This is a genomic window from Cohnella boryungensis, assembly GCF_042651945.1.
Classification (GTDB): domain Bacteria; phylum Bacillota; class Bacilli; order Paenibacillales; family Paenibacillaceae; genus Cohnella; species Cohnella boryungensis.
This window is the reverse complement of record NZ_JBHSED010000070.1, coordinates 90,235-108,145: the sequence shown is the minus strand read 5'-3', so window position 1 is coordinate 108,145 and position 17,911 is coordinate 90,235. Positions and strand designations below refer to the sequence as shown.

Genomic DNA, 17,911 nt, shown 5'->3' with positions numbered 1-17,911 from the left:
CTCCGGCTGAACCCCGGAATCGCCCTTATTTGTACTATATCATTACCTTGCAGATATCGTTCGTGAATTCAACCGGATCGCCGATCGGCAAGCCTTCGATCAGCAGCGCTTGATTGTACAGAAGGCTGGTGTACAGATTAAGCTTCTCCTGATCCTGGCCGTGCGCATCCTTCAGCGATTGGAATACCGCGTGGTTGACGTTGATTTCGAGCACCTTCTCGGCTTGAACGTTAGGATTGTTCGGCATGGCGTTCAGGATTTTTTCCATCTCGATCGTCAGCTCGCCTTCCGTAGTCAAGCAGACTGGATGGCTTTTCAGCCGTTTGGACGCCCGCACGCTCTTCACCTTGTCGCCCAGGAATGCCTTCATCGCCTCGAACAGTTCCTTGCTTTCGTTGGCCTCGGCTTCGGATTCCTTATCCTTCTCGTCGGCTTCAATGCCCAGATCGCCGCTGGACACCGACTTGAATTCCTTCTCCTTGTACTTGGCAATCATCTTGACCGCAAACTCGTCGATGTCGTCGGTCAGGTACAAGATTTCGAAGCCCTTGTCCGAGACAAGCTCCGTCTGCGGCAGCTTCTCGATCCGCTCCTTCGATTCCCCGGTCGCATAATAAATGTACTTCTGCTCCTCCGGCATCCGGGAGACATACTCCTCCAGCGTAACGAGCTTCTTCTCCTTCGAGGAATAGAACAGCAGCAGATCCTGCAGCACTTCTTTGTTCATGCCGTAATCGTTGTATACGCCGAACTTCAACTGACGTCCGAAGCCCTCGTAAAACTTCTCGTATTTCTCCCGCTCGTCCTTCAGCAAGCTCTGCAGTTGGCTCTTGATCTTGCTTTGAATGTTCTTCGCGATTTGCTTCAGCTGACGGTCGTGCTGCAGCATTTCCCGGGAGATGTTCAAAGACAGATCCTCGGAATCGACCATTCCCTTCACGAAGCCGAAATAGTCCGGAAGCAGGTCGCCGCACTTATCCATGATCAGAACGCCATTGGAATAGAGCTCAAGCCCTTTCTCGAACTCTTTCGTATAATAGTCGAACGGCGTGTTCTCGGGAATGTACAGAATCGCCTGGTAACGTACGGCTCCATCTACGCTCAAGTGAATATGCTTCAGCGGCTTATCGAAGCCGTAACGCTTCTCCGCATAGAAATTTTCGTAGTCCGCATCGGTCAATTCGCTCTTGTTCTTGCGCCAGATCGGCACCATGCTGTTGACGACTTGCTCTTCGGTATACTCCTCGAACTCGCTCTCTTCGCCATCCTTCGGCCGGCTGCCCGTCATATCCATCTTGATCGGGTAGCGGATAAAGTCGGAGTACTTCTTCACGATGGCCTTAAGCCGATATTGCTCCAGGAACTCGTCGTACTGGTCGTCTTCCGTGTTCGGCTTGATCTTCAACGTAATTTCCGTGCCGACAGTCTCTTTCTCGCAAGGCTCGATCGTGTAGCCTTCGGCTCCGGTCGATTCCCACTTGAAGGCCTCGTCGCTGCCCAGCGCCTTGCTGACCACCGTGACCACGTCCGCGACCATGAACGCCGAGTAGAAGCCTACGCCGAACTGGCCGATAATGTTATGGCCGTCCTGCGCTTCGTTTTCCTTCTTGAACGCCAGTGAACCGCTCTTCGCGATGACGCCCAGATTGTTCTCCAGCTCTTCCTTGGACATCCCGATTCCGGTATCCGTAATCTTAAGCGTCCTGGCCGCCTTGTCCGCGCTGATCTTAATATAGTAATCTTCCTTGTTGAAAACCAGGTTGTCGTCCGTCAACGCTTTGTAATAGATTTTGTCCACCGCATCGCTTGCGTTGGAGATCAATTCTCTCAAGAAAATTTCCCGCTGCGTGTAGATGGAATTGATCATCATCTCGAGCAATCTTTTCGATTCTGCCTTGAATTGTTTCTTAGCCACGGATGAGTCTCCTTTCAAATATGCGAGCATGTTTGTATGAAATCGTCAGTTCGTTTAGCACTCAAGCCTCACGAGTGCCAACACCTCATTATTTTCACATTATCGCTTTTTAATGTCAAGATCATGTCGCCGAAAAATGTCGTTATGCTGAGATACTTTTCGCGCGCCTCTCCCGGCGCACGTTTATGGCGCCAAAGGCGCCGTGCGTCAGAGCGCAGCAGGATGGCGATCGCACACCAGAAATGAAGCAGGCTGCCGTGGTGGAGAAGATCATTAGCGGACATAGGACGAATGTGGAAGGAGCACTCGGTCCGAGCGAGTAGGTTGGGAAAACATTAATTCCTCAGAGTCAGAGTTTGCACGGAGCAGGTGAGGAGTGGAATAGTGCTGCAAAGTGGAACTAACGACCAGCACGGAGCAGGTGAGGAGTGGAATAGTGCTGCAAAGTCGAACTAACGGCCAGCACGGAGCAGGTGAGGAGAGGAATAGTGCTGCAAAGTCGAACTATCGACCAGTACGGAGCAGGTGAGGAGCAGAATAGTGCTGCAAAGTCGAACTAACGGCCAGCAATGGGCAGGTGAGGAGAAGAGTAGTGCTGCAAAGTCGAACTAACGGCCAGCACGGAGCAGGTATCCAGATACCACAAGCAAGGGCAATTCCCATGGCGTTCTGTATTCTCAACATAATCGCTATATCGATGCGCTCTGGTGAGTCGCCTCGGCAGCACTTGAACATTACATTTTCTCAGCTAATTGACAGATCATGTCACCGAAAAATTGCGGTCCGCCAGAAGAAGCCGGGCGTTAGAGCGCCCGGCTGTCGTTGCTTCCTGCAAGCTGCCGATAGCGTACGCTACAGCTCGAGGTTCTCCCTGTCCCAGCCTCAAAAATGTCCCATCCAGCGCAAGCCTTTCGGAAAATGATTCTTCAAGATGCCGTCCGCCAGCTTGCCCCAGCCGATCGAATAACCGTCCGCCAGAACCAGATGCCAGCCCTTCGTCCCTTCCGTTTGCAGCGCCTCCCCGCGGAGATACGCCGTAAGCTCGCTGGAATCGCTCGCCAGATTCAGGCTTTGGTTGACCTCGTTCTCCTTAAGCGACAAGGCCAGCGCATGGGAGGGCTCGAAGCGGTTTTTCTTAAGCGTGCCTAGATGCCATCCCGGGCGAACGACCTTCAACTGCTCCATCGCGGGCATTCCGGGCGGCAATAGATACAGTTGCTCGCCGAACAATGTGAAGTCTCCCGTCGGCGCCGCGCGCAGCGTCTCCCCGCAGAACGCCAGATAGTCCTTGAGCGTCTTCGTGTCGCTGAACGTCTTCGCGTACTTCCGCCTAGGCGCCTCCTGTCCGCCATTGCTCCGCAAAACGGCGATATAATGCCCTTCGCCGTGAATGCGATGCGGCCACAGCCGCAAGGTCTCCTCCAGACCGTCCGCTGCCGGACCCGGCACCCAGTCGGCCCGCCCGCGATCGAACCCCGCATAAGCTCCCGCCGCCGCGATCTCGAACTCCGAACGCTGCCGAATGAAGCGGCTGATCGCCCCCTCGTTCTCCTCGGGAGAGAACGTGCAGGTCGAATAGACGAGACGTCCTCCCGGCTTCAGCATCGCCGCCGCGCTAAGCAAAATGTCCAGCTGCCGATCCGCGCATAAGGTCACATGATCCGGACTCCACTCGGAGCGAGCGTCGGGATCCTTGCGGAACATGCCCTCGCCGGAGCAGGGGGCATCGACCAGAATACGGTCGAAAAAGCCGGGGAATCGCTCCGCAAGCCTGCCCGGCATCTCGTTCATCACCACGGCGTTGCGAATGCCTATCCGTTCGACGTTCTGCGAAAGAATTTTCGCCCTTGCCGGATGGGGCTCGTTGGCGACGAGCAGCCCCGCTCCCCGCATTCGCGCGGCGAGATGCGTCGTCTTGCCTCCCGGCGCCGCGCACAGATCCAGCACGGCTTCCCCCGGCTGCGGATCGACAATCTCCCCTACCGCCATGGCGCTGGGCTCCTGAATATAATACAAACCCGCTTCATGATACGGGTGCTTGCCCGGTCTCGCTTCTTTGCCATAGTAGAAGCCCTCCCGGACCCAAGGGATTGCGCTCAGCTCGATGGCCAGATTGTCCCGCAGCCTCTCGGCGGCAACCTTCAACGTATTGACCCGAAGGCCTTGGGCCCGCTCTTCCTCATAGCTTCTGGCGAACGCTTCGTAATCCTCGCCAAGCAGCTTGCTCATCTTGCTCTCGAACTCTTTCGGCAGGTTCATGCTCTATCCCTCGAATCTCTATCGTTTCCGGCCGTCGGCCGGCTTATGGATTATCTCGATCGTCGCTATTATAACATGCCCGGCAATTTCAATAATCGTTTGCCTTTGATATAATGACAGCAAAGGAGTGGAACAATGACTTTCATAGAGCTTCAGTCGGCCGCCTTCCAAGACAAGAACAGCGACGCCCTCATCGCGGCTTGCTTCGCCCCGCTAATCGCCGCCTACAAGGAGATAGAGAGCCGCGGCGGTCATTCCCGGCAAGAGCTGTTCAATCGGCTTACGGATGACCAGCGGGCCTTGTTCGTCTTTCGGGCGTACAGCGTCCACGCGACCGAATCCCCAGCCGATCTGTACTGGTGGAGCGCCTACTTCATGGCGCAGCCCGGCAGATGGGACGCGGTGCTGGGAGCGCTGCGTTACTTCAAGGCCGAGGCCATGCTCGCGGTGCTCGCGGACACCGAAGCCGAGCTGCGGAGCAGAAATCATCCGCTAAGATTAGATCGGTTTGACGCGTCTCTGCAGGATCTGGAGCGCGATGCGGGCTTGCGAGCCAGCATAGAGCCGTTGTATGCCCGGCTTCTTCCAGCCGCATCCGCAGCATCGAACACGATCGCCAATGCGATTCGGAGCAACCCGGACGGATTCTTCGCTCCGCTTCCTTCGTCGTAACGAACGTCAAACAGCTCTCCCCATGGCAGGGAGAGCTGTTTGACGTTAATGCGATTTATTGGGCGGCTCCCGCCCGTTCCACAAGCATTTTGGCGATTTCCTGAATTTGCAGCTTTAAGGAGATCGGATCGTTGCCCCAGAACAAATCCGGGTCCAGCTGGAACACCCGATCGTTCTTGACCGCATCCAACGACTTCCATACGCCGTCCTTCGCGCCCCAGATTTCCGAAAGCATGTTGGTCTATGAAGATATAATCCCCGGCATAATCCCCTACCGATTCGTATGAGACCTTCTGAAAAGGCTTCTGGCCGATGAACTCCTTGGCCTGTCTTTCGGGCGGCTTCAGCTGCAGATGCTGATAGATCGCTTCCCCGCCCCGATATCCGCCATTGCCGTAGATGTAGAAGTTTTTGTCGACGACGAATACGCCCATCAGCGCAAAGGTATCGTCCGGCTGGATGACTCCGGCGATCTTCTCCCGCGCGGCTGCGGATTCGCGATCCAGGTCGGCAAGCCAGTCCTCGGCTTCCTTCTCCTTGCCGAACGCTTCGCCGAAGAATCGGGTCGATTCGTAGATGCTGCCGAAGTAGTTGTAAGGAATGACTACCGTAGGCGCAATCTTCTCGTACTGCTCAATCTTGTTCGCATCGTATTCCGGACTCAGCCATGTGACGATCAAGTCCGGCTCCAGCGACAAAATCTTCTCCAGAGAATTTTCGCCCGTGCTCTCAATGTCTTCAATCTGATCCTGGATGACCTTGTTCTCAAGCTCCCACTTCGTGGAGCCGACAGGCTTTATTCCCAGAACGAGCAGGTTGGGCAAGTAGCCGTCCGTGACGATTCGCTTCGGGTGAGCCGGAATTTCGACTTCTCCGACCGCTGTCTTCACCGTACGCGTCTGTTTGTTCGCTTCCTCTGTGCCGCTCTCGGCAGCAACCGAGGCTGGCGCTTGAGAGGAGTGCGATGATGCCGGGGCCGACGACTCTGCCGCCTTCTCCTCCGCCTTGCCGCAAGCCGATAGCGCCAAGGCCAGCAGCAGCCCGATAAGCGTCAGCGCGTAACGCGTCTTTATCTTTTTCATATAACCCTCCACCAATAATGATTATCATTCGCGATTGACAATCCCTATTATATAGGCGAGGTTTGACGAGCGTCGATGTACGCCTGTTGGTTATCGGACACGTTATTTTGTTGGCTCCATCTGCTTCCCGTGAGCAGATCGGCGAGGGTATCAAGCTGACGCTCCAGCGACACCCCCTCATCCATCCAAAAATCGTTCAGCCTCAGCAGGTGCAGCTTGCAGCCCTGAGCGGTCAGCCTCTGCCAAATTCCCCGAGACATCAATTCCTCTCTTCCGTCGTCCAAATTCTCGTGAGGCATGATGAGGAACATATGAGAAGCCGCATAGTGCTGCAGGCTCCGCTCGGGCACGAAAAGGTGCCGGTTCGGTTCGAGCACCTCTCTTGCAATGCGTTCAACCGGTTTCATGGCCAACAGGCGATACAGATTATAAGCGGAACGTACGGAATAGCTTGGGATCAGCCAGCTATGATCGTATCTTAATTCGTAGATGCCCGCCGTTTCATAGGCGCGGACGAAGCGACTGATCGCCCTGCGGGCCAGCTTCGCCTTAATTCGCAGCGCTTCGATCCATCGCTCCGCCTCGCTTGTCCTGCCGAGCAGCCGACCGATCGTGCGAACCTCCTCCAGCTTATCCATCGCCCCCCACTCCACCATCACGACCGGCGCGACCTTCTCCAGCTCCTTCAACGTCTCAGGGAAACGGTAATAGTACGTAGGCGCCACAATGAGCTCCGGCTTGGTCGCCTTCAGCTTGTCCAGGTCATGCAGCTCCTCCATCTCGGCGATCCCGCGCAAATCCTCGCGCAGCAGGTTGGAGGAGCGCAGCACGTCCTTCGTAGCGGCGACCGGCCTTACGCCTACTGCCAGCAGCGCGCCCAGAAACTGCATTGCGGCCACTCTCAGCGTCCTCTGTCGCCGCCGAAAATCGCTCGGTGGAAGATGCACGGTTCTGCGGAAGGTTTTGGCCAGGTAGGCTCCATCAGAGAAGCCCGTCTTCATCGCGATTTCCTGAAGCGTCTCCGGCGTTCGCAGCAGCAGCCGCTTTGCTTCGTCGATGCGGATTCGGTTGACGTATTCCGTAAAGCTCCAGCCCGTTTCCTTGCGAAATAGCGACGAAAAGTAGCTCGCATTAAATCCGGCCGTCTTCGCCATAGCCGATCTTGTCAGCGCAGCCCCGAAATAACGATGAATATGCGCAAGCGTCTCTCCCATCGCCGGATCTTTCGTTAAGTAAACGTCCATATAGACGGAATTGACGAGCGCGGTTCGAATCAATTCCTCCAGCATGAGATTCAGCCGCGGCACGCCTCTTACCGAAGCGGAGATGCGGGCCTGGACGATCAAGTCGTCCAGCAGCGCTTGCGCTTGGCGGGGAAACTCCATCACGCTGCCGTGCTCGGGCAGCTGCTGATGGCACACCCGATAACGCAGCTCGGCTCCCGATTGCTCGATCAGCCGATAGCTTTCGAAGTGAACCGCATAGACGACGGCATAATCGGCTTCCTCCGCTCTATCAATATACCAATCCGTTTTGGAAGAGCGCAGCAGAATAAAGCGGCCTCTTCCCACTCTGTAGACCTCGCTCCCGGAATGAATAACGATATCCTCCGCAGGAATGACGATAACCGGCCCTTCCGCCGTCAGCTTGACGGAGCCCGCCGTTCCTCTGTCGGACACGATTCGGGCCTCCTGCAGATCGTAAATCATCTCGTTCACTTTCTCGCCCTCTTTCCCAAGAGTTCCATTTTCCTCGTTGATAACGATTATCATTTTCAATATAATAAAAGAAAAGGGAGCTTACGTCCAGTCTTAACTCCGATTCCGTTCGCACCCGAAAGGCCGCTATCTTCAAGGAGAGGATGAAATCAAGGCAATGAATTCACAATCCCCGGCTTCCGAGCCGTCCTATCGTCTATCGCAACTGATAAGCGTCATCCGCAATCGACGAACGATACGCAGCTATGCCGATCGCCCCATCCCCCAAGAGCTCATCCTGCGTCTGCTGCTGGCTTCCAAAGCCTCCGTGTCCCTCGACTGGAACGATTCCGTTGCCCGTCTGATCTATTTCAACAGCCAGCAAGGGAAGAGAAAAGCTGCTGGATTGATAATGGATGCCTATAAGAATCAGAAGCTCTATAAATGGCTGCCCAAAAAGTTAAATCAGGCAATGGCGGAACGGATTGCCCGAATTCCCGCATTCCTTGCCGTCATCCGGAAGCTCGGTCCCTCCTCCCAGCACAACGACCGTAACTACGCCGCAATCAGCGCCATGATTCAAAGCTTCTCGCTGCTGGCCTGGGAGAACGATATCGGAATTGTGTGGAATACAGATCCCGCGCTGCGCGAGCCTTCCGTCGCCGCCGGCCTGGGCCTGCAAGAGGATGAGCGCATCGTCTGCCTGTTATACATGGGAATGTACGACAAAGCGCCGAAGCCCAAGGCCCGAACCGCGATCGCGCAGAAGCTCACGCATCTGGCGCCTTAAACGAAATCCGAAGGAGGTTTGATCGATGAGCTTGACATCCCTGTTCGAAAATATTCGGCCGATTCGCCATTTCGATAGCCGCCCTGTGTCGTTCGAGCAAATCGCGCCCATTCTGGATGACGCCGTGTGGGCCCCTAATCATCGGCTTCGCGAGCCGTGGCGTTTCATTGTCGCCGAAGGCGAAGCCAAGCGCCAGCTGTTCCTGACGCTGGACCCCTACCGCAACTCCCAACTTCGCAGCATGATCTCGGAGGCGCCGCTGTGCTTGATCGTCACCTCCCCGACCCATTCGGACGAAGCCGTGTCGAACGAAGATTTCGCTGCGGCCTGCTGTCTGATTCAGAACGTTCAGCTGCTGGCCTGGGCCAACGGCTTGGGCATGGCCTGGGAAATGACGGACCGTCTGAATTGTGCCAACTTCTGCTCCTTTTCCGGCATTCACCCCGGAGAACGTATCGCGGGCGTATTGGGACTGGGCTACTTCGACGAGCTGCCGGAGCAGCCTGCGCAATGTCGCAAGCCTCTCGACAGAGTGGACATCTGGTAGACCGATTGCCTTGCTCCCAAGCTGAATCTGTTAGTCGGACTAATTGTGTGCCGGGAGTCGGTGTGGAGAGCAGTAGTGTTGATTAGTCCAACTAATTGCCTGCCGGGAGTCGGTGTGGAGAGCAGTAGTGTTGATTAGTCGAACTAATTGCGTGCTGGGGTTGGTGTGGAGACCAGCAGTGTTGATTAGTCGAACTAATTGCCTGCCAGGAGTCGGTGTGGAGAGCAGTAGTGTTGATTAGTCGAACTAATTGCGTGCTGGGGTTGGTGTGGAGAGCAGTAGTGTTGATTAGTCGAACTAATTGCCTGCCGGGAGTCTGTGTAGAGAGCAGTAGTGTTGATTAGTCGAATTAATTGTCTGCTGAGAGTCGGTGTGGAGAGCAGTAGTGTTGATTAGTCGAATTAATTGTCTGCTGAGAGTCGGTGTGGAGAGCAGTAGTGTTGATTAGTCGAACTAATTGCCTGCCGGGAGTCGGTGTGGAGAGCAGTAGTGTTGATTAGTCGAACTAAACTCTGTCAGCGGGGGTCTGGGAGCATCGCAATTCAACGTTCCGACACGGGGGATTATGCTGGGTTGGATGACTGAACAAAACAAGCCGAGCTTCGAGGACGATCCCGTCCTTGAGCTCGGCTTGCTTGCCTTATAGGCCTCTCCTGCGGACTCGCCGCCATTCTCGCCGGCTGGGCCCATGCAATCGCCTTCCCGGTTTGCGGAAGGCGATTGCGGCTGTACGAAGCTATTTGGCGCGAGCCAGCAGGTAAAGGAAATACGGCGCGCCGATGACGGCAACGACGATCCCTGTAGGGATTTCCGATGGCTGCAAAATCCAGCGGGCCAGCGTATCCGCGACAAGGACGAGCAGCATCCCCGCCAGTGCCGAAGTCGGCAGCAGTAATTGATGCCTTGGGCCAACCAGACGGCGGGCCAGGTGCGGGCCGATCAGGCCGACGAAGCCGATGCCGCCGCTGACCGCGACCGACGAGGCGGCCAGACCTACCGCAGCGGTCAGAAGCTTGACCTGCTCCTTGCTCACCGGAGCTCCGAGTCCCTTGGCGATCGCTTCTCCCAGATTCAACACGTTCATGGCGTTGGCTTTAAAAAATACATAAGGAAGCAAGATCAGAATCCACGGCAGCAAGGCGAGCACGAACTTCCAGTTCGTGCCCCAGATGCTGCCCGCCATCCAGGTCGCTACGAATTGATATTTCTCCGGGCTTAACCGGAGCGTAAGGACTAGCGTAGCGGCGCTGATCGCTGCCGCCACGGCGATCCCCGTTAACAGGAGACGAGTAGGCAGTAGCCCGCGATGCCGCTGATAGGCAAGCGCGAAGATCAAGGCGGCGGTGGCAAGTCCTCCTCCCAGGGCAAGCAGCGGCAGCATAAATACCGGAGCTGCGGAAGTAGAAGGATAGAAGGAAATGAAGAGCATGACCACCAGCCCTGCCCCGGCATTGATGCCGAGAATGCCGGGATCGGCCAATGCGTTCCGAGAGATGCCTTGCATGACGCAGCCGGATACGGCCAGCCCTGCGCCGATCAGAATCGAAATCACAATCCGGGGCAGCCGGAATTGAAACAGGATCAAATCCTGCTTATCCGTGCCTCCCCCGAAAAAGGTTTTGAGGACATCCATTGGAGACAAGCGAATGTAGCCGGTATTCATACTGATCAGGAAGGCGATCACTATCAAAGCGCCCAGGACGAGCATGACCAGTACAGCCTTGCGCTGTCTGGTCGACTCGTAAGTTGTCGTTGTCGCGTTAGACATGCTACAGAGACCTCCTTTCCTTGCGGGCCAGGTACAGGAAGAAAGGAACCCCGATCAAAGGAATAATTACGCCAAGAGGCGTCTCGTGAGGCGGATTCCACATTCTAGCACCGAGGTCGGCAAGGACGACCAGCAAGCTGCCGAGCACAGCCGAGCAAGGAATAATCCAGCGATAGTCAACGCCGACAAGCTTGCGAGTCAGGTGGGGGATAACAAGTCCAATGAAGCCGACTGATCCGACAACCGACACCGCCGCTCCCGCCAGCACAAGCACGATCAGCATTCCGGCAAATTTGACACGATTCGCTCGTAGGCCTAAACCTCTGGCCACGTCATCGCCCAGGCTGAGCATCGTGATCGAACGCGACAAGGCAATCGCCCCTGCGATCGCGAACGCGATCCAAGGGAACATGATTTTGAGCTGGTACCACTTCGTGCCGGCTACGCCGCCCGCATACCAGAACGCCAGATCCTGCCCGATGCGGAAGTAAAGCGCGATCCCTTCGCTCAGCGCCTGAAGCAAGATGCTTAACGCAGCGCCCGCCAGCACAAGGCGAACCGGGGTCAAGCCGCCTTTGGCCATAGAGCCGATTCCGAACACAAGCACGGCCCCCAAGCCCGCGCCGATAAACGAGTACATAATCAGATACATAAAAGGCAAACCGGGGAAGAAGGCGAAGCAAAGCGCCAGCATGAAGCCGGCTCCGGCATTCAAGCCGAGCAAGCCGGAGTCGGCCAGCGGATTGCGCGTCATCCCTTGCATAATGGCCCCCGCAACGGCAAAGCAAGCGCCAACCATCGCGCCGCCAAGCACTCGAGGCAGCCGAATTTCCTGAATGATCTGGTGAGCCGTCACATCGGGATTAAACCGAAAGACCGATTCCCATACCGTAGAGACCGGAATGTCCGCCGCTCCGAAGGATGCGGATACGGCAATACCCAGCACAAGAACGGCGATTCCCGCCGTCAGGATCAACATAGCCGTCCAGGGGCGGCTATGTACCTTGATGTGTGCCTTCCCCTGCTCCGTCTCTTGCGATGAGTTACTCATCTGCTGATTCATCTGTTCCACCCTTGCTGTTACGATTTCACAAGCATAATTATTGCAGTTGCGAAGCTTGCCTGATCGGCAAGCTCTATTCTTCTTCGTCCACGACGCCCAGCTCGCGGTTTTTCTCCTTGAATCTTTCGTTATGGGACGATACGTAAGCCACAGTCGGAGCTTCCGGGTCCATATACAGCTTGGCGCTGTTGAGCGCCAGCACGCCGTCCGTGAAGGCCCCGGAGATCAGATGGACCTTGCTGCCGTGCGTGACGAAATCTCCGGCGGCGAATATGCCGGGAATGCTGGTCGCCATCTTCTCGTTCACACGGGTATGCCATTCGCCCATATCCAGTCCCCATTCGCGGATCGGACCGAAATCGCATTTCATGCCATGGTTAACGATGACGTCATCAACGGCAATCTGCTCGGTCTCCCCCGTCTCCGCATGGGTAATCGTGACCTTATCGATCGCTTTGCCGTCTTCGCTGTGCAGCGCCTGCACCGTATAAGGCGTGCAGACGCGTACGGAAGAGGCCTTCATTCTCGATACGTTCCGCTCGTGACCGCCGAACTGATCCCGTCTGTGCACGATCGTCACGCTTGCGGCGATCGGCTCCAACTCGTTCGCCCAGTCCACCGCCGAATCTCCGCCGCCGGAGATCAGCACCCGCTTACCGCGAAAAATCTCCAGCTCCTGAACCGTATAGTGCAAATTCGAAACTTCGTAGCGGTCCGCGCCTTCGATTTCCAGCTTCGCCAGCTTGCGGATGCCATACCCGATCGCCAGAATGATCGTTCGGGTATGATGCTTCTCTCCCGTATCGGAGAGCAGAATAAAGGTACCGTCCTCCTGACGCTCATAGCCCACGATCTGCTGCCCCATTACGAGCGTGGGGCTGAAGGTCATCGCTTGCTGCGTCAATTGCTGGATAAGCTTCTCCCCGCGGATCGGCGTAACGCCGCCGACGTCCCAGATCATTTTCTCCGGGTACAGCAGCATCCTTCCGCCCAATTGCTCCTTCGCCTCGATCAGCTTCGTCTTGAGATCCCTCATGCCGCTATAGAATGCGGTATATAACCCGGCGGGCCCGCCGCCAATGATCGTAACGTCGTAAAGCTCTAGCGTGTCGCTCATGGTCAACCTCCATTATTGTCAGAAATCCGGCTATCAGCTTCCTACCTGAGCGCGATGCAGCCTGCTGTAGGCTCCGCCCTTGGTAACCAGTTCATCGTGCCGCCCTTGCTCGGCGATGCCTTGGTCGGCCACGACCAGAATCCGGTCGGCGTTGCGAATCGTTGCCAGCCGATGCGCGATCACCAGCGTTGTGCGCCCTTGGGACAGCTCGGTGAGCGCCAACTGAATCGCCGCTTCCGTCTCGGTATCGAGCGCAGAGGTCGCCTCGTCGAGAATGAGAATCGGCGGATTTTTCAAGATCATGCGGGCAATCGACAGACGCTGCTTCTGACCGCCCGACAATTTCACGCCGCGCTCCCCGATCAGCGTATCGAGTCCTGCGGGCTGCGAGTGAATCAGCTCCTCCAGTTGGGCCCGCTTGGCCGCATCCCAGATGTCCTGCTCCGAGGCGCCCAGCTTGCCGTAAGCGATATTTTCCCGGAACGTTCCGTCGAATAGAAAGACGTCCTGCTGTACGATGCCGATATTGGACCGAAGAGACTCCAAGGTCATCTCGCGGATATCGATGCCGTCGATCGAGATCGCGCCGTCATCCACGTCGTAAAATCGCGGCAGCAGCGAGCACAGCGTCGTCTTGCCCGCGCCCGACGGTCCGACAAGCGCAACCGTCTCCCCGGCCCTGACGTTCAGGTCGACATGATGCAGCACCTTCTCCTTGTTCTCATACCCGAAGGTCACGCCGCGGAACGCGATGTCGCCGCGAAGATGCCCGACCGCTTGAGCGTTCGGTGCGTCGGCTACGTCCGGCTCCGTCTCCAGCAGCTCCAGGAAACGCTTGAAGCCGGCAATCCCCTTCGGGTACGTCTCGATGACCGAGTTAATCTGCTTGATCGGCCCGAGGAACACGTTGGACAGCATAATAAAGGCGATGAATTGCCCGTAAGTCATCCTGTCTTGGATGACGAACCACGTACCGCATACGAGCACGAACAGGGAAATCGACCTCATAAGGATAAAGCTGATCGAAGAGTTCCAGGCCATGATCCGGTATGCGATCAGCTTGGCAGAGCGGAAACGGTCATTGTTCTCGGCAAACCGCTCCATCTCGTACTTCTCGTTAGCGAACGCTTGAACGACGCGGATTCCGCTGACGTTGTTCTCCACGCGTGCGTTGTAATCGGCGATATCGGCGAACATTCGATCGAACGCTGCGGACATCTTCCGGCCGAAAAACAGGGACAGGTAGATCATTAAAGGCACGATAATAAACGTCAGCACAGCAAGCTCCCAGTTGATGCTGAGCATGATGCCGAATGCGCCGGCCAGCGTCATGAGGGCAATAAACAGGTCCTCGGGACCGTGGTGGGCGATCTCGCCGATGTCCATAAGATCATTGGTCATGCGCGATACGAGATGTCCCGTCTTGTTGTTGTCGAAGAAGCGGAACGACAGCTTCTGTACGCGATCGAACAGCGCCTTGCGCATGTCGGACTCGATGCTGATGCCCAGCTTGTGTCCCCAATAGGTGACGACATAATGCAAGCCCGCGCTGACGATATACACGCCGAGCAAGCTCAGGCAAGCGACCAGAATCCATTCCCAGTTCCCGCTTGGCAGAAGATCGTCCACGACGCGGTTAAGGGCGACCGGAAAAGCCAGCTCAAGCAGAGCGGCCAGAATGGCACAGCTGAAATCCAGAATGAACAAGCCCTTATAAGGCCTGTAGTACGAGAAAAAACGACGAAGCATGCTAACCTCCTGATAGTCTGTGCGCCCGGATGAGACGTACTTTCTTTATTATCGCGAAAATGATAATCATTATCAACATGAATTTAGCCTTTTTGTCGGCAAAAAGCAATGGACATTATCTTTATTTTCTTTGGACAAAAGCGACGATTCCATATGGAACCGCCGCCTCCGCTCTCTTCCGGGCTTCTTTAACCGTTGTTTGCCGTCGCCAGCATCTGTTCAACGACGAAATCCAACTGCTTGTCCAGGGAGTAAATATCGTTGTAATACGAGAAGCCGAATTCGATTTCGATGACTCGGCCTTCTTTCACGGCCGGGATGCTGTTCCATACCTTGTCTTCGGCCAGGTTGTCCATCCCCTCCCAGGAAGAACGGAAGATGAAGTCCCCGCTGTACTCTTGCAGCACCTCCAGCGACACTTCCTTGCCTGTGCCTACCGTAGCGACGTCAATTTGCCGCTGGACGATCTCCGGCGCTTTCATGCCCAAATATTCGTATAAAACCTGCGAGCCTCGTCCGTACTGCGAGCTCATGACTACGGTCATCTTTTTCTGACCGCCCTCGATAATCGTGACCGTCTTGTCCAAAAGCCCCGCAGCCCGAAGCTTCTCCTTCGCGCTCTCCAGCTTGACGTTGAAGCTCTCCAGACGTTGCTTGGCCTCCTCTTCCTTGCCGAACACCTTGCCCAGAAATGCAAGCCGGCCCTCCATCGTCAAGCTGTACAAGGGCATCAGGATCGTTGGCGCCACCTTGTTAAGCACATCATACGTTTCTTCCGTAGGCACAATGATCAGGTCCGGCTCCAATGCGACAATCGCCTCCAGGCTCGGCTCGAAGAAGGCGCCCATCTGCTCTACGTTGTCCAGCTCATTGGCGTACGCCGCCCCATCGTACACCTCGGAGGTGCCGACGGGCTTCACGCCAAGCGATACGACATCGCCCTGATAATAGAGGACGACGACCCGCTTCGGCTCGGCCGGAATGACGACATCGCCCTTGACCGTAGAGATCGTTCGGGTCTCCGGCTCCCAGAATGAGCGTTAAGCTTAGCAGCAGGCTGACGGCCAGTCCTGCCTTCGGATTTCTTGGCATCTTTGTTGATCCTCCACGAAGATATTGATAACGATTCTCATTACCGTTAAAATCATATCCCTGGAGTCGCCGTCCGCCAATGGACGATTCGGATATTCTGAATGGACGATTATCCGATGCCTGCCCGCCACTGAATTCCGAACGAAATTTGACCGGAGAGACGCCCATGCGATTTTTGAACAATCGGCTGAAATAGTACACGTCGGCATATCCGACCTCGACGGCAATCTCGCGCAAGCCTGCGTCCGTATTCAGCAGCAAGCCCGCCGCATGCTCGATTCGAATGCCGATCAAATATTCGATAGGACTCACTCCCATGCGGTCCTTGAATCGCATGGACAGGTGTCTCGGACTATAGTTCAGCCTCTCTGCAAGGTCATCCAAAGCGATGTTGTCCCGATAATGCTCATGGAGATAGCTAACCGCTTGCGATACGGAATCGGGCATCTGCCTATTTGCCAATTGCCCGCGATACTGCAGCAGCACATCGTGAACAAAGCGATAGAACTCCGACTTTGCCCGGATTTTGCCCAGCGCATCTCCCTGCATCCAGGCCTGCTCCATCTGGTCCATAACTCTCAGCAGAGCCAATGGCTCGTCAGGACGAAATCCGTACGACATTGCCAGCGGATTATGCGGATCGGCAAGCTTACCTAATGTCTTGGCAATGTATCCGGGCAGTGAGGCCCGATATAGAAGCAGATAATATTCGAACTGCTCGTTCGCCCAGATGTCCAGGCTCATGCCCTTGCAGCCGTGCAACACGTAGCTGCTGCCGATAGTATGAATCTTGCCGTTCAGATCGAGTGTGGCCGCTCCCCTTACGCCTACGATAAAGCCGTTGGCAGGCAGCGGAACGCCTTCCTTCCGTTCGCCTTCGCCCATGAAGCTATGCCTCAGATCCAATATTTTCAATCCCGCATAGCTCCACAGCGCAATATGCTCATCCAGTTTCATCCCGTGCCTCTTCTCCATTCGCTTCACGATCCGCGCCGACCTCTTAGGCTGATTATAATTGATAATCATTCTCATTCCAACCCATAGAGTGTACATAAGCTGATTCAGGGTGCGAGTCGCTTAGAGGGCGATGAAGCCGAAGCGAATATTCATGCGCTGGGGCAAAGTCTGGTCCGCACAGTACGATAACGAGGACGATGAGGTCTGCCGGAGCCTATGCGAATAACGCCGTTCTCTCGCGAACGGCGTTGTTTCCCGTTTCTTATTATTCCTTGACGAACCGATTCGTCAGCGCCCCCAGCTTCTCAATCTCAATCGTAACCTCGTCCCCGTGCTGCAAATACACCTGACGCTCCGGCGGAAGGCCAAGCACGACTCCCTCCGGCGTGCCGGTCAGAATCACGTCTCCTGGAACGAGCGTCATATGCTGGGAAATGTAACTGACAATCTCGTCCACGCCGAACACCATATCCGACGTATTGGAGCTCTGCCGAACCTCTCCGTTCACAATCGCCTTGATAGCCAGCTCATTCGGATTGCCCGCTTCATCGGCTGTAACGAGATAAGGGCCCAGCGGGCAGAAGCCGTCGCAGCTTTTGCCGAGCAGCCACTGGTTCGTGCGCATCTGTAGGTCGCGGGCGGACAGATCGTTCACGCACGCATAGCCGAACACATGCTGCAGCGCCTCCTCCCGCGGCACGTCCTTCGCCGTCCGCCCGATGACGACCGCAAGCTCGGCCTCATAGTCCAAACGGCTCGTTGCCTTCGGAATCGCGATCGTCCTCAAGTGACCCGTCAGCGTGTTATTGAACTTGTTGAAGAGAATCGGATATTCGGGAATCGGGGCATTCGTCTCCTCTGCATGCTTGCGATAATTCAAGCCGACGCAGATGATTTTGTTCGGCCGCGGCACGCACGGCCCCCACTCCAGAGCGGACGGCTCCAGACAAGCCTCCGAAAGCGTATCCGGGTCCGTATCGGCGATCAGCCGCTTTAATTCCGCCAGCGTGTCCTTGCCCCCCGCAATTGCGTCCATCATATCCAGCTTCGAGCCGATCCGTCCGATATCGACGACTCCTTGCTCCGTGAGAATGCCCAATGCTTCTTGTCCGTCTCTTACAAAGCTTAGCAGCTTCATTCCATGCAGCCTCCTCGTCCGTCTTCCTTTGGTTCATCTTCTCTTCCCGCAGTCCGATTCCTGCA

13 protein-coding genes are annotated in these 17,911 nt (G+C 55.9%); 2 read left to right on the top strand and 11 right to left on the bottom strand.

Going from position 1 to position 17,911, the window contains the following annotated elements; translation table 11 throughout:
* Positions 1-34 precede the first annotated feature (34 nt).
* The 4 genes from htpG to ACFO1S_RS26480 form a co-directional block, all read right to left on the bottom strand.
* Positions 35-1,915, bottom strand: coding sequence for a molecular chaperone HtpG (gene htpG, locus ACFO1S_RS26495; protein ID WP_204604181.1), 1,881 nt, complete (start codon positions 1,913-1,915; stop codon positions 35-37).
* Between the two features lie 882 nt (positions 1,916-2,797).
* Positions 2,798-4,174 carry an RsmF rRNA methyltransferase first C-terminal domain-containing protein gene (locus tag ACFO1S_RS26490; RefSeq protein ID WP_204604180.1) on the bottom strand — a complete coding sequence of 459 codons (1,377 nt, stop codon included), beginning with the start codon at positions 4,172-4,174 and terminating at the stop codon, positions 2,798-2,800.
* Between the two features lie 485 nt (positions 4,175-4,659).
* A complete protein-coding gene (locus ACFO1S_RS26485) occupies positions 4,660-5,928 on the bottom strand; it encodes an ABC transporter substrate-binding protein (protein ID WP_204604179.1) in 1,269 nt (422 codons plus the stop codon).
* A gap of 47 nt (positions 5,929-5,975) precedes the next feature.
* The gene (locus tag ACFO1S_RS26480; protein ID WP_378127893.1) at positions 5,976-7,637 is read right to left on the bottom strand and encodes a helix-turn-helix domain-containing protein; all 1,662 of its coding nucleotides are present in this window, start codon (positions 7,635-7,637) and stop codon (positions 5,976-5,978) included.
* Positions 7,638-7,803: 166 nt separating this feature from the next.
* Between ACFO1S_RS26480 and ACFO1S_RS26475 the strand changes: the two genes are divergently transcribed.
* Together ACFO1S_RS26475 and ACFO1S_RS26470 are read left to right on the top strand one after the other, a co-directional pair.
* Positions 7,804-8,415, top strand: coding sequence for a nitroreductase family protein (locus ACFO1S_RS26475; protein ID WP_204604177.1), 612 nt, complete (start codon positions 7,804-7,806; stop codon positions 8,413-8,415).
* A gap of 25 nt (positions 8,416-8,440) precedes the next feature.
* Positions 8,441-8,962 carry a nitroreductase family protein gene (locus ACFO1S_RS26470; protein WP_204604176.1) on the top strand — a complete coding sequence of 174 codons (522 nt, stop codon included), beginning with the start codon at positions 8,441-8,443 and terminating at the stop codon, positions 8,960-8,962.
* 736 nt (positions 8,963-9,698) lie between these two features.
* On the opposite strand, the gene ACFO1S_RS26465 is transcribed toward ACFO1S_RS26470, so the two are convergent.
* The 7 genes from ACFO1S_RS26465 to ACFO1S_RS26435 all read right to left on the bottom strand — a co-directional run bounded on the left by ACFO1S_RS26465 (position 9,699) and on the right by ACFO1S_RS26435 (position 17,846).
* Positions 9,699-10,670, bottom strand: a complete 972-nt coding sequence (locus ACFO1S_RS26465) for a FecCD family ABC transporter permease (RefSeq protein WP_378127891.1) — start codon at positions 10,668-10,670, stop codon at positions 9,699-9,701.
* Positions 10,671-10,731: 61 nt separating this feature from the next.
* The gene (locus tag ACFO1S_RS26460) at positions 10,732-11,781 is read right to left on the bottom strand and encodes a FecCD family ABC transporter permease (RefSeq protein WP_378127870.1); all 1,050 of its coding nucleotides are present in this window, start codon (positions 11,779-11,781) and stop codon (positions 10,732-10,734) included.
* An 85-nt stretch (positions 11,782-11,866) separates the two neighbouring features.
* Positions 11,867-12,910: an NAD(P)/FAD-dependent oxidoreductase gene (locus ACFO1S_RS26455; protein WP_204604173.1), complete on the bottom strand. Its 1,044-nt coding sequence runs from the start codon at positions 12,908-12,910 to the stop codon at positions 11,867-11,869.
* 33 nt (positions 12,911-12,943) lie between these two features.
* Entirely contained in the window at positions 12,944-14,659 is a 1,716-nt protein-coding gene (locus ACFO1S_RS26450) for an ABC transporter ATP-binding protein (protein WP_204604172.1), read from the bottom strand.
* 188 nt (positions 14,660-14,847) lie between these two features.
* Complete coding sequence (locus ACFO1S_RS26445; protein WP_378127868.1) at positions 14,848-15,579, bottom strand: ABC transporter substrate-binding protein; 732 nt, start codon at positions 15,577-15,579, stop codon at positions 14,848-14,850.
* Positions 15,527-16,708, bottom strand: a complete 1,182-nt coding sequence (locus tag ACFO1S_RS26440) for an AraC family transcriptional regulator (protein ID WP_378127867.1) — start codon at positions 16,706-16,708, stop codon at positions 15,527-15,529. The genes ACFO1S_RS26445 and ACFO1S_RS26440 overlap by 53 nt, the downstream gene beginning before the upstream one ends.
* A 265-nt stretch (positions 16,709-16,973) precedes the next feature.
* Positions 16,974-17,846, bottom strand: a complete 873-nt coding sequence (locus ACFO1S_RS26435; RefSeq protein ID WP_204604171.1) for a fumarylacetoacetate hydrolase family protein — start codon at positions 17,844-17,846, stop codon at positions 16,974-16,976.
* Positions 17,847-17,911 lie beyond the last annotated feature (65 nt).